26 protein-coding genes are annotated in these 25,496 nt (G+C 65.2%); 20 read left to right on the forward strand and 6 right to left on the reverse strand.

What is annotated here, in order from left to right:
- The first annotated feature begins 49 nt into the window (after positions 1–49).
- Positions 50–739 carry an alpha/beta hydrolase gene (locus E8E95_RS20740; protein WP_280353551.1) on the forward strand — a complete coding sequence of 230 codons (690 nt, stop codon included), beginning with the start codon at positions 50–52 and terminating at the stop codon, positions 737–739.
- A 7-nt stretch (positions 740–746) separates the two neighbouring features.
- Here E8E95_RS20740 and E8E95_RS20745 read toward each other — a convergent pair whose 3' ends face one another.
- Complete coding sequence (locus tag E8E95_RS20745; RefSeq protein ID WP_280353554.1) at positions 747–1,547, reverse strand: lipase family protein; 801 nt, start codon at positions 1,545–1,547, stop codon at positions 747–749.
- A gap of 157 nt (positions 1,548–1,704) precedes the next feature.
- On the opposite strand from E8E95_RS20745, the gene E8E95_RS20750 reads away from it, so the two are divergent.
- Complete coding sequence (locus E8E95_RS20750; protein WP_280353556.1) at positions 1,705–2,604, forward strand: LysR family transcriptional regulator; 900 nt, start codon at positions 1,705–1,707, stop codon at positions 2,602–2,604.
- A gap of 103 nt (positions 2,605–2,707) precedes the next feature.
- Here E8E95_RS20750 and E8E95_RS20755 read toward each other — a convergent pair whose 3' ends face one another.
- The 3 genes from E8E95_RS20755 to E8E95_RS20765 are packed head-to-tail and all read right to left on the reverse strand — an operon-like array spanning position 2,708 to position 5,345.
- Positions 2,708–4,456 (reverse strand): molybdopterin cofactor-binding domain-containing protein, encoded by a 1,749-nt coding sequence (locus tag E8E95_RS20755; protein WP_280353560.1) that lies wholly within the window; start codon positions 4,454–4,456, stop codon positions 2,708–2,710.
- Entirely contained in the window at positions 4,453–4,866 is a 414-nt protein-coding gene (locus tag E8E95_RS20760) for a molybdopterin cofactor-binding domain-containing protein (protein WP_280353563.1), read from the reverse strand. The genes E8E95_RS20755 and E8E95_RS20760 overlap by 4 nt, the downstream gene beginning before the upstream one ends.
- A complete protein-coding gene (locus tag E8E95_RS20765; protein ID WP_280353566.1) occupies positions 4,863–5,345 on the reverse strand; it encodes a 2Fe-2S iron-sulfur cluster-binding protein in 483 nt (160 codons plus the stop codon). The genes E8E95_RS20760 and E8E95_RS20765 overlap by 4 nt, the downstream gene beginning before the upstream one ends.
- A gap of 401 nt (positions 5,346–5,746) precedes the next feature.
- Here E8E95_RS20765 and E8E95_RS20770 point away from each other — a divergent pair, with 401 nt between their 5' ends.
- From E8E95_RS20770 to E8E95_RS20790, 5 genes are all read left to right on the forward strand, one after another.
- Entirely contained in the window at positions 5,747–7,690 is a 1,944-nt protein-coding gene (locus tag E8E95_RS20770) for an alkaline phosphatase D family protein (RefSeq protein ID WP_280353567.1), read from the forward strand.
- Positions 7,691–7,722: 32 nt separating this feature from the next.
- Positions 7,723–8,142 (forward strand): group II truncated hemoglobin, encoded by a 420-nt coding sequence (locus E8E95_RS20775; RefSeq protein ID WP_280353569.1) that lies wholly within the window; start codon positions 7,723–7,725, stop codon positions 8,140–8,142.
- 338 nt (positions 8,143–8,480) lie between these two features.
- Complete coding sequence (locus tag E8E95_RS20780) at positions 8,481–8,909, forward strand: MarR family transcriptional regulator (protein ID WP_280353570.1); 429 nt, start codon at positions 8,481–8,483, stop codon at positions 8,907–8,909.
- A gap of 23 nt (positions 8,910–8,932) precedes the next feature.
- Complete coding sequence (locus E8E95_RS20785) at positions 8,933–10,006, forward strand: HlyD family secretion protein (protein WP_280353572.1); 1,074 nt, start codon at positions 8,933–8,935, stop codon at positions 10,004–10,006.
- 2 nt (positions 10,007–10,008) lie between these two features.
- Entirely contained in the window at positions 10,009–11,550 is a 1,542-nt protein-coding gene (locus E8E95_RS20790) for a DHA2 family efflux MFS transporter permease subunit (RefSeq protein WP_280353573.1), read from the forward strand.
- Position 11,551: 1 nt separating this feature from the next.
- On the opposite strand, the gene E8E95_RS20795 is transcribed toward E8E95_RS20790, so the two are convergent.
- On the reverse strand, positions 11,552–12,523 hold the full coding sequence (locus E8E95_RS20795) for an AraC family transcriptional regulator (protein WP_280353575.1): 972 nt from the start codon (positions 12,521–12,523) through the stop codon (positions 11,552–11,554).
- A gap of 224 nt (positions 12,524–12,747) precedes the next feature.
- Here E8E95_RS20795 and E8E95_RS20800 point away from each other — a divergent pair, with 224 nt between their 5' ends.
- From E8E95_RS20800 to E8E95_RS20860, 13 genes are all read left to right on the forward strand, one after another.
- Positions 12,748–13,020 (forward strand): DUF4242 domain-containing protein, encoded by a 273-nt coding sequence (locus tag E8E95_RS20800; protein ID WP_077526628.1) that lies wholly within the window; start codon positions 12,748–12,750, stop codon positions 13,018–13,020.
- Between the two features lie 8 nt (positions 13,021–13,028).
- On the forward strand, positions 13,029–13,841 hold the full coding sequence (locus tag E8E95_RS20805; protein ID WP_280353577.1) for a class I SAM-dependent methyltransferase: 813 nt from the start codon (positions 13,029–13,031) through the stop codon (positions 13,839–13,841).
- Positions 13,842–14,061: 220 nt separating this feature from the next.
- Entirely contained in the window at positions 14,062–14,532 is a 471-nt protein-coding gene (locus E8E95_RS20810; RefSeq protein WP_179058873.1) for an Lrp/AsnC family transcriptional regulator, read from the forward strand.
- Between the two features lie 609 nt (positions 14,533–15,141).
- Positions 15,142–16,557, forward strand: coding sequence for an APC family permease (locus E8E95_RS20815; protein ID WP_280353579.1), 1,416 nt, complete (start codon positions 15,142–15,144; stop codon positions 16,555–16,557).
- Between the two features lie 29 nt (positions 16,558–16,586).
- A complete protein-coding gene (locus E8E95_RS20820) occupies positions 16,587–17,423 on the forward strand; it encodes a polysaccharide deacetylase (RefSeq protein ID WP_280353581.1) in 837 nt (278 codons plus the stop codon).
- Positions 17,423–18,496 carry a C45 family autoproteolytic acyltransferase/hydolase gene (locus E8E95_RS20825; RefSeq protein ID WP_280353582.1) on the forward strand — a complete coding sequence of 358 codons (1,074 nt, stop codon included), beginning with the start codon at positions 17,423–17,425 and terminating at the stop codon, positions 18,494–18,496. Before E8E95_RS20820 ends, E8E95_RS20825 begins: the two co-directional genes overlap by 1 nt.
- A 28-nt stretch (positions 18,497–18,524) precedes the next feature.
- Positions 18,525–18,941 carry a VOC family protein gene (locus E8E95_RS20830; protein ID WP_199824582.1) on the forward strand — a complete coding sequence of 139 codons (417 nt, stop codon included), beginning with the start codon at positions 18,525–18,527 and terminating at the stop codon, positions 18,939–18,941.
- 25 nt (positions 18,942–18,966) lie between these two features.
- Entirely contained in the window at positions 18,967–19,782 is an 816-nt protein-coding gene (locus E8E95_RS20835; protein ID WP_179058876.1) for an SDR family NAD(P)-dependent oxidoreductase, read from the forward strand.
- A 41-nt stretch (positions 19,783–19,823) separates the two neighbouring features.
- Positions 19,824–20,840, forward strand: a complete 1,017-nt coding sequence (locus tag E8E95_RS20840; protein ID WP_280353584.1) for a Rieske 2Fe-2S domain-containing protein — start codon at positions 19,824–19,826, stop codon at positions 20,838–20,840.
- Positions 20,837–21,790, forward strand: a complete 954-nt coding sequence (locus tag E8E95_RS20845) for a PDR/VanB family oxidoreductase (RefSeq protein ID WP_280353586.1) — start codon at positions 20,837–20,839, stop codon at positions 21,788–21,790. The genes E8E95_RS20840 and E8E95_RS20845 overlap by 4 nt, the downstream gene beginning before the upstream one ends.
- 15 nt (positions 21,791–21,805) lie before the next feature.
- Complete coding sequence (locus tag E8E95_RS20850) at positions 21,806–22,705, forward strand: cation transporter (protein WP_280353587.1); 900 nt, start codon at positions 21,806–21,808, stop codon at positions 22,703–22,705.
- Positions 22,706–22,744: 39 nt separating this feature from the next.
- Complete coding sequence (locus E8E95_RS20855) at positions 22,745–23,476, forward strand: TorF family putative porin (protein WP_280353588.1); 732 nt, start codon at positions 22,745–22,747, stop codon at positions 23,474–23,476.
- Between the two features lie 44 nt (positions 23,477–23,520).
- Positions 23,521–24,492 (forward strand): methyl-accepting chemotaxis protein, encoded by a 972-nt coding sequence (locus tag E8E95_RS20860; RefSeq protein WP_280353590.1) that lies wholly within the window; start codon positions 23,521–23,523, stop codon positions 24,490–24,492.
- A gap of 174 nt (positions 24,493–24,666) precedes the next feature.
- Here E8E95_RS20860 and E8E95_RS20865 read toward each other — a convergent pair whose 3' ends face one another.
- Entirely contained in the window at positions 24,667–25,467 is an 801-nt protein-coding gene (locus E8E95_RS20865) for an aminoglycoside phosphotransferase family protein (RefSeq protein WP_280353591.1), read from the reverse strand.
- Positions 25,468–25,496: the final 29 nt, after the last annotated feature.

The following is a 25,496-nucleotide window of genomic DNA, read 5'->3' on the forward strand; positions in this document are numbered from 1 at the left end:
CATGGCTGGCTAGTCTTGGCAGACGTCTCTGCACGCGAGGAGTCCGCTCATGGCCAACCTTCCCAATATCCTGCTGGTCCACGGTGCCTGGGGCGATGCCTCGCACTGGCGTGAACTGATTCCGCTGCTGCTGGATGCCGGGTATCCGGTCAGGGCAGTACAGAACCCGCTCACCTCCCTGGCCGACGACGTTGCGCGCACCCGCAAGCTGGCCGAATCCCTCGGCGGACCGACGCTGCTGGTGGGACATTCCTACGGCGGTGCGGTGATCTCAGGGGCTGGACACGCGGCTAACGTGGTCGGCCTGGTATTCGTCGCCGCCTTCGCGCCAGATGAGGGGGACAGCCTGGGTGGCATCTTCGCCCGCGCCGAACCGCCGCAAGGTGCCGGTGGCATCCGTCCCGATCCGGAGGGCTTTCTCTGGTTGGCGGGCGACAGCTTCCACGCCAATTTCTGCGCCGACCTGCCCGAGCGAGACGCCCAGGTCATGGCGGTCACCCAGAAACCCATTGCCGCGCGCTGCTTCGAGGACAAGGCCGGAGCGCCGGCGTGGCGCGGCAAGCCCAGTTGGTATCAGGTGTCATCGGGTGACCACATGATCCCGCCTGCTACCCAGGCCTGGATGGCCGAGCGCATCCAGGCCAGGAAGACCATCAACCTGGATGCCAGCCATGCCTCACTGGCATCGCGGCCCAGGGAGATATTTGAGTTGATCGAGGAAGCGGTGAAATCGCTGTAGCCGCGTTTCACCCCTTCATCGGCGCATTCGGATTGTCGATCGCATAGAGGTAACAGTCCGCCATGCTGTGATCACCGGCAAAGCTGCTGTAGCTGGCGGTGAAGGTCACGGCCTGGCCCAGGTGCTGGTAGACCCAGGAATCGGTCACGCCCGGCGGGACCTCGGGTACCAGGTCGCTGTCGTTGACGACACGGTAGGTGGGGATGTTCAGGCCGTTGTAATAGGCGGCGAAGTTCGGATCGACCACGCGCGGGCTGGCGAAGTTGTAATGCTGCAGCGGCTGGTCCGGCCATTGGGTATGCAGGTCGAGCACCGCCAGGCTGGACAGTGCGCTGCCCAGGCTGTGGCCGCAGACCCAGAGGTCACCACCCGGCTGCAGGACATCCAGTGCTTGCAGTGCCTGGTCGCGCAGGGAGGTGTAGAGCTTCAGGAAGCCCGCGTGGACCTGGCCTATGCCCGACTGCCAGGGGTACGCAACCTGCTTGGCCTCCAGATCATCCACCCAGTCCTGGGCCGACTCGGTCCCGCGAAACACCAGGTACACCGCACCGCTGGGGTCGCTGGCGGCAAAGCCGAAGGGCTCGGACTCATTGATGTACTTCAGCTCGCTGAGGATGCTCCAGACCGGCGCGGAAAAGCTCCAGCCATTCATGCTCGGCGCCTGCCAGTTGAAATCGGAAGGCTTGCGCGGTTTGTCCTGCTGCAACCATTGCTCGTACTGGTCGTAGGCAGCTTCCACCAGGTTGGCGCATTGCAGCGCCTGGGCCAGCGAAAACGCCGTGGGGAAATACAGGGGAAGACTGGGCATGCTGGCCTCCTTGCCGATGAGATGTGGGGTTCCACTCTAGCCCAAGCCCGGCTTGCGTACAGTGGGTCGGTCCGCTTTTCTGTTTGATTGGCTGAGGCGTCTTTACTCCTGTGTAAACCCCAATAAGCTCGCTTGAGCTATTGAGCAGGATTCACCAATGAAACCCGTCTCCGCCGCGGACCTGAACATCTTTCTAAGCATTGCCGCCCACCTCAGCTTCAGCCGCGCGGCTGTCGAACTCGGGCTTTCCCCTTCAGCCCTCAGCCACGCCCTGCGCGCCCTGGAAGAGCGGCTGGGGGTGCGCCTGTTCAACCGCACCACCCGCAGCGTCGCCCTCACCGAGGCCGGCGAACGCCTGTACGCCCGCATCAAGCCGGCCTTCCGCGATATCGACGACGCCCTGGAAGACCTCAACCAGTTCCGCGACACGCCGTCCGGCACCCTGCGCATCAGTGCCGGCCGCGCTGCTGCGCAACTGGTACTGCTGCCGCTGGCGAGTCGTTTTCTGGCGGCCTACCCCGATGTGAGCCTGGAGGTCTCCGCCGATGATGCGCTGGTGGATGTAGTGTCTGCCGGCTACGACGCGGGCGTGCGCTTCGGCGAGCGGCTGGAGGCCGATATGGTGTCCCTGCCCATCGGGCCCTACATGCGTTCGGTGGTGGTGGCATCACCGGACTTCTTCGAACACCATCCCGTGCCACGCAAACCCGAGGACCTCCACGGTCTGCCCTGCATCCGCCATCGCTTCCCCAGTGGCAACTTCTACCGCTGGGAATTCGAGCGCGGCGCCATGCAACTGGAGATCGAAGTGGACGGTCCCCTCACCCTCGGCGACGTCGGCCTGATGGTCGGCCCGGCATTGCAAGGCGTTGGGCTGGCGTACGTGTTCGAGGAGATGGTGGCCGAATACATCGCTGAAGGGCGCCTTGTGCAGGTACTGGAAGACTGGTGCCCCTACTACCCCGGCCTGCACCTCTATTACCCCAGCCGGCGCCAGGTACCGGCGGTGCTCAAGGCCTTCATCGAGTTCGCGCGGGCGGCGAGGCAGCAGCAATGACCGCCCTGGGTGGTGCGCGTGGCGCACCCTACGAAGAACGTCCATCCTCTGAACCCTCCCGACAGCAAAGCGCCGGCCAATAGCCGGCGCTTTGCCTTTTTCCTCAGGCCTGTTTCAGCTCCGCTGGATCGATGGGCAGGCTACGCAGGCGCTTGCCGGTGGCGGCGAAGATGGCGTTGACCACCGCCGGGGCGATGACCACGGTGGACACCTCGCCCAGGCCGCCCGGCGACTCGCCGCTGTTGATGATGTGGGTCTCGATGGGCGGTACCTCGTTGAGGCGCAGCAGGCGGTAGCTGTCGAAGTTGGCCTGTTCTACGCGTCCGTCCTTGAACGTGATGTTGCCGAACAACACCGCCGTCAGCCCGAAGACGGTGCCGCCCTGCATCTGCGCCACCACGGTGTCCGGGTTGATGGGAATGCCGCAATCCACCACGCAGATGACCTTGTTCACTTTCACCATGCCGCCGGCATCCACGCTCACTTCCGCGACCTGCGCGGCATAAGTGCCGAAGCAGTAGGTCAGCGCGACACCACGGCCCTGGCCGGCCGGTAGCGGTGTATCCCAGGCGGATTTCTCCCGCAGGGTTTCCAACACCTTCACCGCACGTGGATGTTTCTCCAGCAATGGGTAGCGGTAAGTGAACGGATCGACCTTGCTCATCGCCGCCAGCTCATCCAGGAAGCCTTCCACCATGAAGCCGTTCTGGGTATGGCCTACGCCTCGCCAGAACGCCGGGGTAATGCCCTTGGGCGGTTCGTGGCGCACGTAGTGCACGGCGAGATTGGGAAAACCGTAAGGTCCGCAGGCATCGCGCACGGCATCGCCGTCGACCCCGTTCTTGAATCGGTCCGGCGCCCAGCGCGCGATGATGGACCCGCCGGTGACCTTGTGGGTCCAGGCAATGGGCCTGCCCTGCTCGTCCAAGCCGGCGGCCAGGTGGTTGTAGTGGAATGGGCGAAGCGAGCTGTGGCGGGTGTCTTCTTCACGGGAGTAGATGACCTTCACCGGGTAATCCACCTGCTTGGCGACTTCCACGGCATGCCCGACGAAATCTGTTTCCAGCCGACGCCCGAAGCCGCCGCCCAACAGCTGGTTGTGCACCACCACCTTGTCTTCGGGCAGGCCGGTGAGCTGGGCAGCGAGTGTCTTGGCCCGCGCCGGCACCTGGATGCCGAGCCAGAGATCGCAACCGTCCTTGCGCACATGGGCGGTGCAGTTGACCGGCTCCATGCAGGCATGGGCGAGGAACGGCACCTGGTAAACCACCTCGACCTTCTTCGCCGCCTTGGCCATGGGGCCCGGCGCGTCCCCTTCGGCGCGCGCCTGGACGCCCTCTGCCTTGGATGCTTCGGCGATGTTCTCCAGCAGGGTGGCGCTGGAGACCTTGCCGTTGTCGCCGTCGTTCCACTTGATCGAAAGCGCCGCCAGGCCCTTGCGTGCTGCCCCCATGTGGTCGGCGATCACCGCCACCGCATCCTCGGTACGCACGACCTTGTGCACGCCCTTGACCGCCATGGCCGGGGCGTCGTCCACCTCGGCCAGGGTGCCGCCGATGATCGGGCAGATCGTGATCGCGGCAACCTTCACCCCCTCGGGACGGGCATCGATGCCGAACATCGCCTTGCCCGTGACCTTGGCGGGGCCGTCAGTGCGCTTGGCCGGGGTGCCGATCAACTTGAACTGGGCCGGGTCCTTGAGTGGCACCTCAGCCGGAACCGGCAGCTTCGCGGCGGCATCCACCAGTTCGCCGTAGCCGAGCTTGCGACCGCTTTCGGCATGCACCACAGCGCCGTTCTCGGCCTTGCAGCTTTCCACCGGCACCGACCACTGCTGCGCCGCGGCCGTCACCAGCAGGTGCGAGCGGTGGCACCGGCCTGGCGCAGGGGCGTCCAGTTGGCAGGCACCGAGGTGGAGCCGCCGGTGACCTGGAAGCCCAGCATGGGATTGGCGTAGCGCTTGTCGTCGGCCGGGGCATGTTCGATCACCACCTGTTCGAGCGGCACCTCCAGCTCCTCGGCGATCAGCGCCGGCATCGAGGTGTAGGTGCCCTGCCCCATTTCCACCGGCTGGATGATGAAGGTCACCTTGCCGCTGCGGTCGATGCGGATGTAGGCATTGGGGCTGAAGTCCCCATCGGCGGCCTCGGCAGTGCCCATCAATCCCGGCAAGGTGAAACTGATCAGCAGGCCGCCGCCTGCGGCAGCGCTGGCCTTGAGAAAGCCCCGGCGACTGAGGCAGGGCAGGAAGAGGTCGTTCATGCTGCGTCCTCCCCTTTGGCAGGTTGCGCCTGGGCGGCAACCTTGATCGCTTCGCGGATACGCAGATAGGTGCCGCAGCGACAGATATTCCCGGACATTGCGCCATCAATCTCCGCATCACCGGGGTTGGAATTGGTCGCCAGCAGCGCCGTGGCCGACATGATCTGTCCCGACTGGCAGTAGCCACACTGGACCACTTCCTTCGCCAGCCAGGCCTCTTGCACGCGCTTGCCGACATCGGTTGCGCCGACGCCTTCGATGGTGGTGATGTCCGCACCGACCATGCTGCTGACCGGCATCACGCAGGAGCGCACCGCCGCACCGTTCATGTGCACGGTGCAGGCCCCGCACAGGGCCATGCCGCAACCGAACTTGGTACCGGTCATGCCCAGCACGTCACGCAGTACCCAGAGCAGCGGCGTGTCGGGGTCGACATCGACGCTGTGCTCAGTGCCATTGATCTTCAGGGTGAGGGCCATATCGCCTCCCGTTGGTGTTCATCAGGACAGTTACCCGTCTGCGCGGGTGTGGCAGGGTTCGCCAGGGCGATAAGGCGGCCCCGGATGCAAAGGCAGGGAAAGGAATGGATCAGGGCGCGCCGGAATGGGCTTCGGGTAGCGTGCCTGGGGGTTCGAATGTCATCCGGCCAACAAGCGGAACCTGAAGCATGGTTGCCTCCGTGGGCAGGCCGTTCCATCAGGGCTGGGCTGCTGGCGACTCCGAGACGCCAGCGGGAATGATTCGAGGATGCTAGGAGTCCTGGCAGGAACTGCCAATTGATTTAAACGCCCTACGCGACTGAGTTTTTTTCAAGCCGTTTCGGTAGCCGCCGCCTCTCGCGGTATCCTGTTGCGCCCTTTCTTACAGGCCCTTCGTCCCGATGTCCGCAGTCCCGCACCCGGAAAATCTCCCCGCCGTCCTCGCCGGCCCCATGCTGCGCCGCATCGAAGCGCGCCGCCTGGTGTTCTGGCTGGTCGGCTCGCGCCGGTTGTCGCCGGTGCTGCGGTTGTCCGTGGAGGGTGGTGTCGAGTATCCGCTGGGCGACGACAGCTGCCGGGTGATTCCTTTTGGCCGGCGCGCGTTCCTGCATCTGATCGACCTGCGACTGGAAACCTCCCTGCCCCTCGATCAGCAGATCGACTACGACCTGTTGATCGACGGCGAGGGCATCGGCCAGTGGGCGCCGCATCTGGTGCATGAGCACGCAACGCAGCCGAGCTTCGTCCTGCGCTCGCGCATCGACCAGTTACTCCACGGCTCCTGCCGCAAGCCACACTTTCCGGCCAACGACGGCCTGCTCTGTGCCGACCGTCTACTGGCTGTCGATCCAGCGCCCGAGCAACGTCCGGCCCTGCTGATGCTCAGCGGCGACCAGGTCTACACCGATGATGTGGCCGGCCCGATGCTGCGCGCCATTCACCAGCTGATCTCGCGGCTCGGCCTCTTCGACGAGCGGCTGGAGGGGGCGATCGTCAGCGACAGCGCGGCGCTGTACGGCCATGCCGCCTGCTACTACCACCGGGCGGACCTGCTCCCCGCGCTGGAAAGCAACGAGACCCTGCGCGAGCGTTTCTTTGGTGGTGCCCGCAAACCCATCTTTACCAGCGCCAATGCGGAGAACCATCTGGTGACCCTGGGCGAGGTGCTGGCCATGTACCTGCTGGTCTGGTCGCCGGTGCCCTGGACGCTGATCGAACCACGGATGCCCGCGCTCGACACCAAGGAAACCGAGCGCTACCGCCTGGAAGAAGGCCGGCTGGCCGACTTCCGTGCCGGACTGCCCAGTGCCGCGCGGGTGTTCGCCCACCTGCCGACGCTGATGATCTTCGACGACCATGACATCACCGACGACTGGAACCTCTCTGCGCAGTGGGAACTGACCGCCTATGGTCATCCGTTCTCCAAGCGCATCATCGGCAATGCGCTGGTCGCCTACATGCTCTGCCAGGGCTGGGGCAACGATCCCGCGGCGTTCGGCGAAGTCCTGGACAAGGCCGAGGCGCTGGCAGCCACCGCCGACGACGACAACCATCTCGACAGCGCGGTTCTGGACGGGTTGATCGACCGTCTGATCACCTTCAATCACTGGCAGTACGTGCTCCCCACCACGCCAGCGATGGTGGTGCTGGATACCCGGACCCGCCGCTGGCGTAGCGAGATCGACCTCGCCCGGCCATCTGGCCTGCTGGATTGGGAAGCCCTGAGCGAACTGCAACAGGAGCTGCTGGATCATCCGTCAGCGATCATTGTCTCGCCGGCGCCGGTCTTCGGGGTCAAGCTGATCGAGACCGTCCAGCGGGTCTTCAGCGCCTTCGGCCAGCCGCTGCTGGTGGACGCGGAGAACTGGATGGCCCACCGGGGGGCAGCCCAGGTGATCCTGAACATCTTCCGCCACTCGCGCACGCCGGGGTCCTACGTGATCCTCTCCGGCGATGTGCATTACTCCTTCGTCTACGAAGTGCTGATCCGCCATCGCCAGCAGGGCCCGAAGATCTGGCAGATCACCAGCAGCGGCATCAAGAACGAATTCCCACGGCGCCTGCTGGATGTGTTCGACCGCCTCAACCGCTGGCTCTACTCACCGCGCTCGCCGTTGAACTGGTTCACCAAGCGGCGGCCGATGAAGGTGGTGCCGCGCACGCCGGCACACAGCAAGGCCGGTGAACGCTTGTGGAACTCCGCCGGGCTCGGCCAGGTGTTCTTCGATATCGAAGGACGCCCGGCGCGCATTTTCCAGCTCAACGCCAATGGCGCCGAACCCACCGAGTTCCTCGAGGAACGAGACGACCAACCGGACGGACTTCCGGTGGCACGGCGGGTATGATGTCGACCCGGATTTCCTGACGGTCAGCTTCCATGAGCAACACTCTTCCCTTCGGCACCGGCGATGCCTCCTACCAGGCCGCTGGCGGCATAGACGGCCTGCAACGGCTGGTGGACGATTTCTACCGGCTGATGGACGAACTGCCGGAAGCCGCCGACCTGCGTCGCCTGCACCCGGACAGCCTGGAGCAATCCCGCGACAAGCTGGCCTGCTTCCTCAGCGGCTGGCTGGGCGGCCCGAAGCTGTTCAGCGAGAAGTACGGCTCCATCTCCATACCCTCCTTCCACGCCCAGTGGCCTGTCGACGAATCCCTCAGCGGCGCCTGGCTGGGTTGCATGGAGCGGGCCATCGCCCTGCAGCCCTTCTCGCCGGAGTTCGCCGAGTACCTGCTGACACAGCTGAAAGTGCCCGCGCACCGGGTGGTGCAGGCAAGCCGGGCCCGGCACGGGTAAGCGGCAAAATCCTGTGGGGGCGATTTCAATCGCTTTGCGGACCGTAGCTTCGCCCTGCGGTCCTGCATGGGGCAGCTACGCTGCCCTTCGCGAATGAATTCGCCCCCACAGGAAAAGCGGCAGCTCGCGTACCGTTTCAACCATGGGCCGGGCTCCACCTCTGTGGGGGCGATTTCAATCGCTATGCGGACCGAAGGTTCGCCCTGCAGCCTGAATGGGGCAGCACGCTGCCTTTCGCGATTGAAATCGCCCCCACAGAAAGCTGCTTCCTGAAGTCTTTGACGGGTGACCAGCTGCATCAATATAGTAAGCAACGCTTATTATATGGACTCCATACCATGCCCCGCCTCGAAGAGAGCATTGGCTTCCTCCTCGCCGATGCATCCCGCCTGATGCGCCGCTCCTTTGAGCAACGCATCACCGGCAGCAGCCTCACGCTCGCCCAGGCCCGCGCGTTGGCGCATGTCGCGCGCAACGAAGGTTGCCGCCAGGTCGAGCTGGCCGACCAGTTGGAGGTGAAGCCCATCACCCTCGCCCGCTTGCTGGACCAACTGGAGCAAGCCGAGCTGGTGGAGCGCCGCCCCGATCCCGATGACCGCCGCGCTTATCGGCTCTACCTGCGCCCGCAAGCTGACCAGGCGCTGGACGACATCCGCACTGCTGGCGGCGCCATGCTCGCCGTGGCGCTCCAAGGCTTCAGCGAGGCTGAAGCGGACGCGCTCGCCAGTGCCCTGCGCAAGATGCGCAGCAACCTTTCTTCCCGTTGATTCCAAAAAGGAAGCGCAACGCCATGAACACCCACACGGTCATCGTTCCGGAACAGGACGCAGCGACCGCCAGCAATCCCCGCAGCAAGCGCCTGCTGCTGATGGGCGTCGTTCCCCTTGTTGCCGTGGGCCTTGGGCTGGCCGCCTATCTCCATGGCGGTCGCTTTGTCGAGACCGACAACGCCTACGCCAAAGCGGACAAAGTGCCGATCAGTGCCGATGTATCCGGCACCATCACCGAGGTGCTGACTCGCGAGAACGATCGGGTGAACGCCGGGCAGGTGCTGTTCCGTATCGACCCGGCGAGTTTCCGTATCGCCATTGCCAGGGCCGAGGCGCGATTGGCCCAGGTACGCACCGACCTCGCCGCCCTGAAAGCCAGCTACCAGGAAAAGTCTTCCGAGCTGGCCCTGGCCCGCACTCGTCACGCTTATGCCGAGAAGGATCTGCAGCGCCAGGCCAACCTCGCGCAGAGGGGCTATCTCTCCCCGGCCACGCTCGATGAATCGCGCCAGGCCACCCAGATCGCCGAACAGGAAATCGACGCCCGCGAGCACGACCTCAAGCGCATCGCGGAGAACCTCGGCGGCAGCCCGGATGTGCCGGTGGAGCAACACCCGAGCTACCTCAGCGCCCAGGCCGAACTGGAGCAGGCCCGCCTCGACCTGCAACGCTCCGAAGTCCGCGCGTCGCTGCCCGGTAGCATCAGCAAGGTGCCGCAGCCCGGCCAGTACATCAGCGCCGGCAACACCGCCATGACCCTGGTGGTGGATGACAAGCTCTGGGTGGAAGCCAATTTCCCCGAGAAGGACCTGACCTACGTGCGCCCCGGCCAACCGGTCGACGTACGCTTCGACATCTACCCGGACACCACCTGGCACGGCGAAGTGGAAAGCCTGAGCCCGGCCACCGGCTCTGAGTTCTCGGTACTGCCGGCACAGAACGCAACCGGCAACTGGGTGAAGGTGGCGCAGCGGGTCCCGGTACGCATTCACCTGCGGCCTGATGCCCAGTTGCCGCCCCTGCGCGCCGGCCTCAGTGCAGTCGTGGAGATCGATACCGGGCACCGTCGCAGCCTAGCCAGCCTGCTGCCCTGACCATGAAGGCGACCCACTCTCGCGACGCCGCCTCGCACCGCTGGCTGATCACTTTATCGGTGATGCTGGCCACCATCATGCAAGCGCTGGACACCACCATCGCCAACGTCGCCCTGCCGCACATGCAGGGCAGCATGGGCACCACCCAGGACCAGATCAGCTGGGTGCTGACGTCCTATATAGTCGCCGCCGCCATCTGCATGCCGCTGACCGGATTCATCGCCGCGCGCTTTGGCCGCAAACGGCTGTTCATGTGGTCCATCGTCGGTTTCACCATCGCTTCGATGCTCTGTGGCGCGGCGCAGAGCCTGGAGCAGATCGTCCTGTTCCGCCTGCTCCAGGGCGTGTTTGGCGCCAGTCTGGTGCCGCTGTCCCAGGCGGTGCTACTCGATACCTACCCGACCGAGCAGCACGGTTCGGCCATGGCCATCTGGGGCGTGGGTGTGATGGTCGGCCCGATCCTCGGCCCCAGCCTCGGTGGCTGGCTCACCGAGTACTACGACTGGCGCTGGGTGTTCTACATCAACCTGCCCTTCGGCCTGCTGGCCTGGTTCGGCCTGACCGCCTTCCTCAAGGAAACCCCCATCGAACGGGAGCGCAGCTTCGACCTGCTTGGCTTCGCGCTACTCGCCCTGGCCATTGGCGCCCTGCAACTGATGCTGGACCGGGGTGAATCCCAGGACTGGTTCCACAGCCCTGAAATCCTCGTCGAGGCGGTGCTGGCGGGGCTTGGTCTGTATCTGTTCATCGTCCACGTGCTGACCCATCGCGAACCCTTCATCGACCCGGCCATGTTCCGCGACCGCAACCTCAGCATCGGCCTGATGTTCATCTTCATCGTCGGCATCATGCTGTTCGCCACCATGACCCTGCTGCCGCCATTCATGCAGAACCTGATGGGCTACCCGGTGCTGGATGTGGGCAACCTGATCGCGCCGCGCGGCCTGGGCACCATGGCCGCGATGATGCTGGTGGGCCGCTTGATCAACCGTTTCGACCCGCGGGGAATGATCGGCCTGGGCCTGGTGCTCACCGCCTTCTCGCTGTGGGAAATGACCCAGTTCACCGATGAAGTCAGCAGCTTCGCCATCGTCCGCAGCGGCATGGTCCAGGGCTTCGGACTGGGGCTGATCTTCGTGCCGCTGTCGACCCTGACCTTCTCCACCCTGGCGCCGCGCTACCGCAACGAGGGCACCGCGCTGTTCAGCCTGATGCGCAACGTCGGCAGCGGGATCGGCATCTCCCTGGTGATCAGCTACCTGGCCCAGCGCACACAGATCAACCACGCAGCCTTCAGCGACTACATGACGCCTTTCAACCAGGCCCTGACCCAGGCGACCGAAAGTGGCGCAGTCGACTTGTCCAGCCCGGCGGGATTGGTGGCGTTGAACCTGGATGTGACGCGCCAGGCGACCATCCTCGCGTACCTGCAGGACTTCCGCCTGATGATGTTCGTCACCCTCGCCTCGCTGCCCTTGCTGCTGCTCCTGCGCAGGCCGCCGAAAACATCCGGCGCGCCGCAGACCCACGCGGTGATGGACTGAGCTAGCCGGCCGCCACGCCCCTGGCCCGGCTTCGTCGCCAGGCGGCCGGCGGCGCACCGAACTCGCGGCGGAAGGCACGACTGAAGGCCGTGTCGGTCTGGTAGCCGACGTCCTCGGCGATACGCGCCAGTGGGGCATTGCTGCGGCTGAGCAGATTGGCGGCCAGGAGCATGCGCCACTGGGTGAGGTACTGCATGGGCGAGCTGCCCACCAGAAGCTGGAAGCGTTCGGCGAGGACCGAGCGCGAGGTGCCTGCGGTGCGCGCCAGCTCCTCGAGGGTCCAGGCCTGGGCCGGGCATTTGTGCAGAGCCGTCAGCGCCGAGCCGACGATCCGGTCCCCCAGCCCCGCCAGCCAGCCAGTGCGCCCATCGGCCTGCTCGTTCATGTACAGGCGCAGCACTTCGATAAAGAGCACCTCCGCCAGCTTGGCCAGCACCCCCTCGCCACCCGGTCGCGGTGACTTGGCTTCCGTGAGGGCATAGCGCACGGACGCTTCCAGCCAGGGACCGGCACTCGAACCCCGTACGTTTACCCGAACCAGGGGAGGCAAGCCGGCCAGGAGTATGTCCGCCAATCGCGCATCGCACGCCAGGTAGCCACAGACCAGGCGCGTGATCGCCCCACCGCCGCCATAAGCCAGTTGCCGGGGTCGGCGCGTCAGCACTTGGTCCAGCCGCCCTCCCTTGGCCGGCGGCAAGCCGGGCTGGGAGGTCATGCGATGGGCGTCACCCTGGGGAAACAGCACCACGTCACCGGCCGACAGACGCACGGGCTCCTGCCGGCCGATTTCGACGAAGCATTCGCCTTCGGTGATCAGGTGGAAGATCACCACGCGCTCGGCGCCCGGTTCCAGCAGCGGCGCCACCGTATCGGCGCGGGGTGACTGGTAGCACCAGGGGGCGCTGAAGCGTGCATTGATGAAGATGGCGCCGACCAGGTGGACGACGCGCAGGGTTTCCGACAGTGCATCCATCAGCCCGAACCTCCAGCGCAATTCTGAAATTCTGGTCGGTCGCGGGGACAGGCAGCGTTTCGTCGGATAAATGGCTCCGTACGGACGATCAAGCAACCCTTGCCGACGCTCGGATAGGACGGTGCCACTTTTGAGGCGGATAGTTTTGCCCAGCACGTCCTTGCTGCCCGTTGTACCCAAGGCGTGCCGGCAACACCCAAAACGCCAAGAAACCAGAGGTCCCCATGCCCAAGTTCCTCATTGAAAGAGAGATACCGGACGCTGGAAAACTCACGGAACGAGACCTCAAAGCCATATCGCAGAAGTCCTGCCGGGTACTCAAAGAAATCGGACCAGAGGTGCAGTGGGTCCAGAGCTACGTCACCGACGACAAGCTGTACTGCGTCTACATCGCCAACGACGAGGAGCTGATCCGCGAACACGCCCAGCGTGGCGGATTCCCCGTCAGCCGCATTTCCCGCATCAGCTCGACCATCGATCCGACTACAGCAGAATGAGCCCCGAAATGACTTCCGCACTTGACCTGAATGCATTGAAAAACAAGCAAATGGCCTCCTGGGCCAGCGGCGACTACGCCGTCATCGGAACCACCCTGCAGCTGGTCGGCGAACTGCTCGCCGAAGCCTGCGACCTGCGCCATGGCGAGTCCGTGCTGGACGTCGCGGCTGGCAATGGCAACGCCACCCTGGCCGCCGCGCGTCGAGGCGGACGGGTGACCTCGACCGACTATGTAGCGGCCCTGCTTGAGCGCGGCCAGGAACGCGCCCGCGCCGAGCGGCTGGATGTGACCTTCCAGGCGGCCGATGCCGAGAACCTGCCCTTCCCTGACGCCAGCTTCGACGTCGTGCTGTCGACCTTCGGCGTGATGTTCACCCCCGACCAGGCCAAGGCCGCCTCCGAGCTGGCCAGGGTCTGCCGACCCGGTGGGCGCATCGGCCTGGCCAACTGGACCCCGGATGGCTTCATCGGCCAGGTGTTCAAGACCCTCGGCCGCCACCTGCCGCCGCCACCCGGCGTGCAGCCTCCGTCTCTCTGGGGCGTGGAGAGCCACCTGCGCGAACTGTTCGACGACAGCGCCCGCGAGATTTCGGTGGCGCGGCGACTGCACAACTTCCGCTACCAGTCGGCCGCCCACTTCCTGGAAGTTTTCCGTACCTGGTACGGCCCAGTGCACAAGGCTTTCGCCGCCCTCCCCGAAGATGGCGCAGCCGCCCTGGAACGTGACCTGATGGAGCTGCTCGAACGCTACAACCGTGCCGGCCCCGAGTCGCTGATCGTGCCCAGCGAATACGTGGAGGTGGTGATCACCCGGCGTTGAGGTGAAGGTCGTATTGGCTCCTGTGGGGGCGGATTCATTCGCAAGGGGACGCGCAGCGTCCCCCTGAGATTACGAGGGCCGTCCCTTCGGTCCGGCTAGCGAATGAATTCGCCCCCACGATCATGCGAGCTCGCGAAGCGGGACCCGCTTCTGAAATTCCGCAAATCTGGTAGCCTCGGGGCTTTCCGCCGTACGGCCCAGCCAGGGAAGCCCAGGACCCATGCCCACTTCGATTCTCGACCCACTGGACTATGAAATCGTTCGCGAACTCCAGGAGGACGGACGCCGTGCCTTCCGCGAAGTCGCGCGCAACCTGTCGGTCCCCGAAGCCACGGTCCGTACCCGAGTGAAGCGGCTGCAGGACCAGGGCATCCTGCAGATCCTCGCCTTCACCAATCCCTCCAAGCTGGGCCAGGCCAAACTTGCGCTGTTCTTCGTCTCCGTCGCCCCGCAGGATCACGATCGGGTGGTCGACACCCTCGGCCGCTGGAGTGAAGTCAGCTACCTGTCCACCACCCTCGGCACCGCCGACATTTGCGTGCAGGTCCTCTGTCGCGATGACGAGACCCTCTGGGGCCTGCAACAGAAAGTGCGCAGCCTGCCCGGCGTGCAGGACGTGCGGATGATGCAGGAAGTGAAGGTGCACAAGATCCGCTTCACCATTCCGTCGGCGCAACCGACCGAAGAATGAGCTGAATCTGGACTCGTTGGGTGCGCACAGCGCACCGTCTTCCTGGGCTGAACGACGAAGTCTCCCATCGGATCGCGGTGCCTTGTTGTGGGGGCGAATTCATTCGCTAAGGGTGGCGCAGCCGCCCCCTTCAAGACCGAAGGGCGAACCTTCGGTCCGCCCAGCGATTGAAATCGCCCCCACAGGGTTCGTGCCGAGGCTCGGCTTTTCCGTTTGGGGTGAATTTCCCACTAAGGTGCGCACTACGCACTCTACGGGTTGAACCCCCTCCGCAACGCCGCAATCCCCACCACCATTCGTCCGCGCTTTGCGCATTTCACGCTGCAACCCTTCGCGCATTGCGCATTTTTCTCCGCGCCATTTTCGCGCATCGCATCCACTGATCCGCCCCCTCTCTCGCCGCCACCCGCTTTAGCACGGGCCTTTCCGGCTGCTTTCCGCCTTGGTGCATCAGGCGTGCCATTATGGCGCAATGCGTATTTTTATTAAGTCATGATTGCGCAATGCGTATTTTCAATCGACTTAAACGTGTACATGCGCAATTAAACGGCATAGCATCAACTCATCGCGCGACCTTCCTACAAACACAACACAGATGAGGGCGATGCAATGCACCAGGCCAATCCAGGCTCCGAGCCATCGGCAGTACTCGCAAAATCCATTCGCTGGTGGGACGGGGTGGCCATCACCCTGAGCCTGCCAGCCGCTCTGTTCGTCGGCCTCGGCTATTCCATCGGCGCCATCGGTGCCTGGGCGGCACTGGCACTCTGGGCGGCCATCGCTGCCGTGGCCGTTCTGCATAACTGGGTCTATTCGGAAATGGGCGCCATGTTCACCGAGAAATCCGGTGGCATCGCGCTCTACGCCAACGAAGCCTGGAGCCAGCGCATCCCCTGCCTCGGCCCGCTGGCCACCTACGCCTACTGGTTCGCCTGGGCCACAGCTCCCGCCATCTGGGGCCTGGCAGTCGCGCAGATCCTCACCGAGCAGTTCTTCCCCAATGCCAGCTACAGCCTGGACCTGGGCGTGATGCAACTCGACCTGCCGCAGCTGATCGCCCTGGGCGTGGCGCTGTTCTCCTGGGCGCTGAGCATGGTCAACCTGCGTTTCACCATGATCATCATCACTGCCGCCGGCGTGCTGCTGATGGTGCCAGTACTGATCTTCAGCGGCAGCTTCCTGGCCAGCGACTGGAGCACCAGCAGCTTCACCTGGCGCATCAGCGCTGACGCCGCTGGCCTGCGCACCGTGCTCGCCTGGCTGTTCGTGATGGCCTGGTCGGCCTACGCCGTGGAAGCCGCCGCGTCCTTTATTCCCGAGTTCCGCGACACCGTCCGTGATACCCGCAAGGCGTTGCGCATTTCCGCGCTGATCCTGCTGCTGGTGTTCACCCTGACACCGCTGGGCCTGGCCGGACTGCTGGGCGAGCAGGCGCTGGCCGACCATCCCTACGGCTTCCTCCAGATCGGCGCACAAGCACTCCTGGGTGGCGGCGCCGCGCTGATCACCCTGGTGCTGATCGCCGGCATCCTGGTGCTCTCGGTGATGGGTACCGCCGACGCTGGCCGCGCCCTGTACCAGAGTTCGCTGGACGGCCTGACCATCCGCCAGTTCGGCACCCTCAACCGCTCCGGCGTACCGGCCCGCGCCGTCACCGTGCAGTTGCTGATCAACATCGCCCTGGTGCTCTTCGTCGGTAATGCCCTGGCCGTGATTGTCGCTGGCAACGTCGGCTACGTACTGGCCCACCTGCTGGCGGTGGCTGGCTTCGTGGTGCTGCGCAAGGACCGTCCGGATGCCAACCGCCCGATTCGCCTGGGCCGTGGCTGGATCGCCATCGCCGCCGGTCTCGCCCTGTTCGATGGACTGATCCTCGTGGTCGGCACCACCAGCGCGTCCATCACCGGCTACGGCGGCCTGAAGGAAGTCGGCATCGCCATCGCCGTGCTCGCCATTTCCCAGGTGCTGTTCCGCCTGCGCCGCCTGCAGGACCGCACCCTGCCCGCCACCGCGCCCTTTCACTGATCCTGATAACGCCAGAAGGAACCGCCCTGATGAGCATCGATAACAAGGCCCGCCTTGCGTGGCCGAACAAGAGTCCTGTTGCCGTTTCACTGACTTTCGACGTGGACGCGGAAGCCGGCCTGCTGGGTGACAGTCCGAATTTCGCCCGGCGCCTGACCAGCCTTTCCGAGGGCCGCTTCGGCGTCACCCGTGGCGTGCCGCGCATCCTCGAACTGCTGCGCCGCCACAAGATTCCGGCGTCCTTTTTCGTGCCCGGTCATACCGCCGACCTTCACCCCGGGCTGATCGAGCAGTTGCTCGAAGACGGTCACGAAGTCGGCCACCACGGCCACATGCACCTGCGCAGCGACCGCATCTCCAGCGCCGAGCAGGAAGAAGAAATGGAGCGAGGCCTGGAAGCCCTGGCCCGTGCCGGCGCGCCGAAACCCGCCGGCTACCGTTCCTCGTCCTGGGAACTGACCCCGGAAACCTTCGAGCTGGTCCTGGCCAAGGGCTTCGCCTACGACTCTAGCTGCATGGGCGACGACCGCCCCTACTACGAAACCTGGAACGGCGCCTCCATCCTCGAACTGCCGGTGCATTGGTCCCTGGACGACTGGCCCATGTTTGGCTGGGGCATCGACAACGGCGGTAATTTCACCCATCCGCGCACCCTCGCCGACACCTGGCTGGCCGAGTACGAGTCGGCTCGCCGCGACGGCCGCCACACCACCTTCACCATGCACCCGGAAGTGATCGGCCGCGCCGCGCGCTTCGAGCAACTGGAGCGTTTCGTCGAGCGACTGGTGAGCGACGGCGACGTCTGGTTCGCCCGCCTGGACGACGTGGCGAAGCAGGTGGTCCCGCAACTGAAGAAGGTGGCCTGATGAGCATTCGCTTCCGTTCCACCGCCGTCGAACCGGCTGCCCGTGGCCTGGAATTCGGCCGTGTGCATGCCGAGAAAATCCACGCGACGGTCGAGCGCTACAGTGCCCTGTTCCAGCGCGTGGGGACCCGTCCCTACGACCTGCTCGCCCTCGGTAGTCAGGCCCTGGTACGCATCGCCGCGTTCGCCCCGCCGCTGTACGACGAAATCCTCGCCATGGCCGAAGGGGCCGCAATCGAACCGTCGTACCTGGGTGCCATCAATGCGCGCACCGAGATACTTGCCTTCCTGGGTGCCCAGCTGCGTGGCGAATGCTCTACCGTGGTCCACCTGGAGCCGTTCAGCGGCACACCGGCAACAGCGCAGACCTGGGACTGGTACGCGGAGTTCGCCGATCACTGGCTGACCTGGGAAATCCCCCATGCCGACGGCAGCCTGACCACCACGGTCACCGAGTTCGGCATCGTCGGCAAGGCGGGGGTCAACAGCCGTGGCCTGGGCGTGCACTTCAACATCCTTCACCACGCCCGCGACGGCCAGGGAATCGGCGTGCCGGTGCACGTGGCCTCGCGCTGGATGCTGGACAGCTGCAACGACATCAACCAGGCCCTGCAACTGCTGAGCTCAGCAAAGGTATCGGCGTCCAGTTCCCTGACGTTGATCGCCGCGAAGGACCAGTCCAGCGCTGCCGTTTCGGTGGAACTCCACCCCGGCGGTCCGGGCCTGGTGTTCCCCGATGCCGATGGCCTGCTGGTACACACCAACCATTTCCTTTCCAGCCCGGCGCGGGAGTTCGACACCGAACCCGCCGCCTACCCGGACACCCTGGTGCGCCACGACCTGCTGGTGCGACGCCTGTCCGGCCGCCAGGGCCTGACGCCGCAGAAGCTGCTGGCCGCACTGAACAGCCACCTCGGTGGCGGTGCCGCCCTGTGCTGCCATCCGGACCCGGCGCAACCGGCCGCGGGCCAGTACGCCACCCTGGCGAGCATCGTCATCGATGTCGCCAACGGCACCCTCACCGCCCTGCCCGGCGGCCCCTGCGGCCATCCGGACTGGCTCGACAACCACTGAACCCAGACAACAACAAAGGAGCCATCCCATGCTCAAGCTCAAACGCCTCGACAACATGGACATCCTCACCAACGACGTTCAGCGCCTGGTGGACTTCTACCACGGCACCCTGGGCCTCGGTTTCTTCCTGCCCTACGTGGCCGAAGAGAAGTGGGCCGCCATCGAGATGGGCAACGTCACCCTGTACATCTTCCACACCACCGACACCACGCCTGTGGAACGTCGCACCGCCGTGAACCTGGAAGACAAACCGGGCTTCGACTCCTTCGCCTTCGAGGTGGAGAGTCTCGACGCCGCCCTCGACTACCTCCACGGCAAAGTGGAATGGGTCACCGCCGAGCCCATCGAGTGGCAGCACCCCAACGGCACCCACTACCGCTACCGCCCGATGTTCGACCCGGACGGCAACATGCTCTACGTCACCGAACCGCACAAGACCGTCTGACCGCCTCAACCACCGGAGAAACCCCATGACTGCTGCAACCCAAGGGGCCCTGGCTACCCAGGCGCCCGAGGCGGTGCTCGCCCTGTCGCCAGCCGCCCAACGCCTGGAAGGCCGTGTCGCCCTCATCACCGGAGCCGGCCGTGGCGCCGGCCGTGCCCACGCCCGCCTGCTGGCGTCCCGTGGCGCGGCGGTGGCCATTGTCGATATCGATGAAGACGTGGCGCGCGCCACCGCTGCTGAAATCGAAGCCGCCGGTGGCCGCGCCATCGCCCTGGTGGCCGATATCACCGAGCGCAACCTGGCCGAGCGCCTGGTGGCCGAGGTGGCCGAAACCCTCGGCGGGATCGACATCCTCGTGCACAACGCCGGGATGATGTACTCGCTCAAAGGGCTCGCCGATACCGACGACGCCAACTTTGACCGCCTGCTGGCGATCAACGTCCACGCCCCGCTCTACCTCACCCGCGCCGCCCTGCCGCACCTGCGCAAGAGCCGTGCCCCGCGCGTGATCTTCATCAATTCGCAATGGGGCCAGGTACCGGATGGCCACTCCTACGGCTACATGGTGGGCAAGGCCGCGCAGCTGGGCCTGATGAAGACCATGGCCAAGGAGTTCGTCAGCGAGGGAATCCTGGTCAACGCCATCACCCCCGGCGCCATCCTCACCCGCATGGTTCCGGAGGAATACGTGGAAGGCGAGAAGGCCAACATCCCGCTGGGCCGCCTGGTTCACCCCGAGGAAATCGCCGCCGCCGTGGCTTTCCTCGCCTCCGACGAAGCCGCGTTCATCGCCGGCCAGGCCTTGCCGGTGAACGGTGGTGCCCTGGTCGTCGGTATCTGACCAACGCAAAGAACAAGAAAGTTAGCTGTGAGGACTTATCCATGACTACTGCACTTCCCCAGCGTCAACGCGCCGAACAGGCCATGCGCCGCCAATGGTTCCCGGTCGCCCGTTCGGCCGACTTGGCCACCCCGCAATCCGCCACCCTGCTGGGCCAGCGTCTGGTGGTGTACCGCACCGAGTCCGGCAAGGCCGTGGTGCAGGACGCCCGCTGCCCGCACCGTGGAGCCGACTTCGCCCTGGGCAAGGTGCACGGCGAGAACATCGCCTGCCCCTACCACGGCTGGCAATTCAGCGCCGAGAGCGGCAAGTGCAGCCACATCCCTTCCCTGGAAGACCAGTGCAAGATCCCCCCGCAGGCGGCCATCAAGACTTACCCGGCCATCGAGCGCTACGCCCATGTCTGGACCGTGCTGGAAGAGCCCGCCACCGAGCTCTACGCCCCCGAGCAATGGAGCAATCTGGAGCTGGACTGGCTGGCCGCCACGCCGCTGGAATCCCCTACCGGCGTGGCCGTGGCCATCGAGAACTTCCGCGACGTGGCCCACTTCCCCTTCGTCCACGAAGTCTCCATGGGCCCCAGCAAGCACGTAGTGGAGCCGCTGAACGTCAAGCGCGAAGGCCTGGATATCTGGATGCAGCGGCCGCTGGATGCCGGCGACGGCGACTGGGCCAACGATGGCGACTGCATGATGTTCTACCACTGCGTCGCGCCGGGCCTGGCCAGCATCACCTATGACTACGAGCGCCTCGGCAAGCGCATCGTCGCCGGCTTCCCCAGCCCGGTGGCCTATGACGAAGTGAAGATTTTCTGGGGCGTGGCCAACGAGCGCGACTACAAGGGCCTGGGCCTTGAGGAATGCCTGCGCATCGAGGAGATGGTCTACCTGGAAGACATGCCCATCGCCGCCGGCATCTGGCCGCGCGAGATCGATTGGGACGGCGTCTTCGTCGAGCACTCGGTGCCGGCAGACCTTTTCACCCTCAACTACCGCCGCGCCTTCCGCGAGTTCATCGAACGCGCCAACCAGCCGGTGGCACCGCAGGTGGCGTCGTGAACGGGCAGATCGAGGTCCTGATCACCTGCATGCGGCTGGAGGCCGAAGGCGTGATCTCCCTCGAACTGCAAACACCGGAGCGCACACCGTTCCCGGATTGGAGCGCGGGCTCACACATCGACCTGCTGCTGCCGTCCGGCCTGGTGCGCCAGTACTCGTTGCATGGCGACCCGCGCGACCGCTCGCGCCTGTCCATCGGCGTCCTGCTGGAGGCCAAGGGGCGTGGCGGCTCGCGGGAGGTACACGAGAACCTGCGGGTGGGCCAGCGCATCGCCATTCGCGGTCCGCGCAATGCTTTCCCGCTCGCCGCTGGCCAGCGCTACCTCTTCGTTGCAGGGGGGATCGGCATCACGCCGATCCTCGCCATGGCCCGCGAGGTCCAGCGCGCCGGTGCCGACTGGCAGCTCATCTATGGCGGCCGTTCGCGGCGCTCCATGGCATTCATCGATGAGCTGCTGGCCCTCGGCGGTGATCGGGTATCCATCCAGCCGGCGGATGAAACCGGTCTGCTGGACCTGGAAGAAATTGCCGCCCGCGCCGCCGACGGTCGTCATGTCTACAGCTGTGGCCCGGCGCCGCTGCTGGATGCCCTGACCGAACGCTTCAAGGTGGACGGCCTGGCCGACCGCCTGCACCTGGAGCGCTTCGCCCCGGCAGCGCCCGCGCCCTGCGCCGGCAACGGCCAGGGCCTGACGTTGATCCTCGCCCGCAGCGGTCGCGAAGTCGTGGTGCCGGACGAGCTTTCGGTCATGCAGGCCCTGCGCGAAGCCGGCTGCAACGTCTCGTCCTCATGTGAGCAGGGTGTGTGCGGTATGTGCGAGACGCGCGTGCTGGCCGGTGAAGTCGATCACCGCGACATGCTGCTGACCGATGCCGAGCGCGAGCGCAACAACGTCATGATGGTCTGCGTCTCCCGCGCGCGGACCCCGACCCTGACCCTGGACCTTTGAAGGAGGCAACTCGGTATGGCCGGGATCGAACAGCACATCCTCAAGGTGTCGATCCTGGCCACCGCACTGGTGGCCTGTGGCGGCATCGCCTTCGGCCTCTGGGCCGGCTCGCAGTCCATCGTCTTCGATGGGCTGTTCAATGCCATCGACTCCTGCATGGCAGCGCTTTCGCTGATGGTCTCGCGGCTTCTGGTGAAGCAGCCGGGCCGGCGTTTCCAGCAGGGTTACTGGCATTTCGAGCCGCTGGTGCTGGCGCTCAACGGCAGCGTACTCGTGCTGCTCTGCGTCTATGCACTGATCAACTCGGTCAGTGGCCTGATGCGCGGTGGTCACGCCCTGGCGTTCGACACGGCACTGATCTACGCATTGGTCACGCTGACATGCTCAGCGCTGATGCTCGGCTACCAGCGACGGCGCAACCGCAGCCTGAAGTCCGAGCTGATCCAACTCGATATCCAGAGCTGGCTGATTTCCACCCTGATCACCGCCGCACTGCTGCTGGCCTTCGTCGCGGGTTTCCTTTTGCAAGGCACGCGCTGGCAATGGCTCGCGCCCTACATAGACCCGGCCATCCTTGCCCTGCTCTCGTTGCTGTTGATTCCCGGCCCACTGCGCACTGTGATCAAGGCATTGAAGCAGGTCCTGCGCATCACCCCCGAGGCGCTGGACCATGAGATCAGCGGACTGATGGCAGGCATGACCCGACGCTACGGCTTCGAGTGCAGTTCCCACTCAGTCGCCGAGATCGGCCGGGGGCTGTTCGTGGAAATCCAGATCGTGCTGCCCGAAGCGATGGACCGCTGGCGGGTTTCCGAACTGGATGCCGTGCGCGCGGAGATCGCCGCCGCGATTGGCCGCGAAGGTCCCAACCGCTGGCTGGCGATTGCTTTCACCCGCGATCGCCGCTGGATCTGAACCACCCACCACTAAAAGAAGAAAAAAGGAGAAAGTCCCTTGAACCACGCCCTGAAAATGGCCGTGGCCAGCTCCCTGCTGGCCAACTGCACTCTCAGCCAGGCCATTACCCTCAACGACGACTTCAGTGTGGCCCTGGAGGCGGGCCTGTTCAGCGATTACCGCATGCGGGGCCTGTCCCAGACCCTCGGCGACCCGGCGATCCAGGGCTCGGCCACCCTGCTCCACTCCAGCGGGCTCTACGCCGGGGTCTGGAGTTCGAATGTCGACTTCGGTGGGGACAGCAATACCTGCCAGGAACTGGATGGCTACGCCGGCTACTACTGGCAGGCCACCGATGACGTGAGCCTGGATGTCGCCTGGTACAAGTACGTCTACCCCAAGGAAGGCGGCCTCAACTACAGCGAGTACTTCGCCGAACTGAAGGCCTACGGCGCCAAGCTGGGGGGCTACTACTCCGACGACCTCTACGGCGACCAGAGCATGCTCTACAGCTACCTCGGCTACGGCTTCAGCCTGCCCGGTGACGTGAGTCTGGAAGCCCGCTATGGCTGGGTGGACTACAAGGACCCGGTGTGGATTTCCGCCAGTGGCAGCGCCCGAGACAGCTACAACGAGTGGGAAGTGAAGCTCGGCAAGAGCCTGTTCGGTCTCGACTGGTCCGTGAGCTATATCGACACCGATCTTTCCCAGGCCGAGTGCAGCAACTACCTGGGCTTCGACGACCTGTGCTCCGCCACGCTAGTGGCCGGCGTCGGCAAGACCTTCTGAGTGGCGGCGTGCGTCGTGTGCGGCGCACGCCCGGAGTTCCCATCATGTGGTTCAACAACGAATCCGCGCGGCTGGTGCCGCAACTCTCCGAGTGGATCGCCCGCCTGCTCAACGGCCAGCCCGTCGAGCCCAGCGGGCAACTGGCCGTCCACCCCTCGTTGCGCCAGTCCCTGGAGCGCCTGCAACTGGCCTGGCGGCAACAGCGCGCGGCGCTCGACAACCACGAACCGCCGCCCTGCACGGAAGAAGAATTCACCACCCTGCAGCGCCAGCTCGATGACGGCATCGACCAGCAGGCGCTGCTCCAGGCCCAGCTGGACACCGCGCGCCAACTGCTGGGGGAACAACAGTTGCGCCTAGCGCAATGGGACCAGGAGCAGCGCGCCTGGGAGCTGACCCGCCAGACGCTGACCGAAGGCAGCTGGGACCTGCTGGTGGCCAATGGCGACCCGGACCATCCGCAAAGCCGCATCCGCTGGTCAGAGCAGTTCTGCGCGCTGGTCGGTCACAGCCGCAGCGAACTGCCCGATGGCTGGGACAGCTACAACCAGATCACCAACCCGGACGACCTGAAGGTGGTGATGCGGCGCTTCGGCGAACTGGTCCGCGATCCTTCGCCCGATGCTTCCTACGTGGCCGAGTACCGCATGCGCCACAAGACCCGTGGCGATATCTGGTTCCGTGAACGGGCCCGCTGCCTGCGGGACGAGCGCGGCCTCCTGCTGCGTGTAACCGGAGCGGTACGCGACATCAGCGATGAAAAGCAGGCCGAAGCCGCGCGCCTGCGGGAACAGGCGGCGATGCAAGCCACCTACGACCAGATCGCCCAGGTCGTGGGCGTGATCAAGGCCATCGCCGACCAGACCAACCTGCTGGCCCTGAACGCAGCCATCGAAGCGGCCCGTGCCGGGGAAGTCGGGCGGGGCTTCTCGGTGGTGGCGGACGAAGTGAAGAACCTGGCCCGCCGCACCCGAGTCGCCACCCAGGAGATTCAGGACATGCTGGAGCGGCGATAACTGTTTATGGGGTGTCGGTTTTTTTGTGGGGGCGAATTCATTCGCCAAGGGCGGCGAAGCTGCCCCCTGCAGAATCAAAGGGCGAACCTGCGGTCCGCTCGGCGATTGAAATCGCCCCCACAGGGTGGAGTGCCGGCTTTTCTGTGGGAGCGAATTCATTCGCGAAATACGCGTTCAACCACCGAGCGCCTCGATCGCCAGCCGCGCCACACGCAGGTCCGACTCGGCTGATTCAGCATCGCCGTCCTCCAGGAACCAGGCGGCGGAGAGTCCCGCGTAGGCCAGCACCCAGCGCAGCAGTCGCTGCCGGCCCAGGCCTGAAGCCTCGGCGATCACTTCGATCTGGCGAGCGAAGCGCACAGGCTGGACGACCGTGGCCAGTTCGGGGTTGCAGATCAGGTTGGCGTAGTCGTAACCACGATCGCCGATGACTCGCTTGGGGTCGATGGCCAGCCAGCCGCGCTCGCCGAAATCCAGCACGTTGTCGTGATGCACATCGCCATGCAGTACCACCACTTCGCGCTGGGAACCCAGTAGCTCGCGGGCAACGCCGGCCGCCGCCGCAAACAATCCGCCCCGTTGCCGCGCTGCTGGCCACAGTGAGCGGAACCACGCTTCCAGGGGCACCAGCTCAGGCGCTGGAGTGGGTCTGGGCGCATGCAGGCGGGCGATGGTGGCGCAGGCGATCTGGCTGGCCGCGTCGTCATGCCCCTCCAGGGCCATGCGCATCAGCGATCCGGGGCCGGTTGCCCGCTCCATCAACAGCGTATCGCCCTCGAGCCGATAGACCTGCGCCGCGCCCTCGCCATCCCACCAGCGCATCACCTGCGCGCCCACTTTCTCTTCACTGTCCCGGGCGACTTTCAACATCGCCGGCGATCCCTCGAAACGCACGGGCAACAGGTCGCTGCCGGGTGTGTGGATGGGTTCGCCGTCAGGCTGCAGGTTCCATTGGGTCAGGTATCTCTCGAACACGGCCTTGTGCTCCTTGCAGAGGGGTCGTC

The sequence above is a fragment of the Pseudomonas sp. BN414 genome (assembly GCF_029871275.1).
GTDB classification, from domain to species: domain Bacteria; phylum Pseudomonadota; class Gammaproteobacteria; order Pseudomonadales; family Pseudomonadaceae; genus Metapseudomonas; species Metapseudomonas resinovorans_C.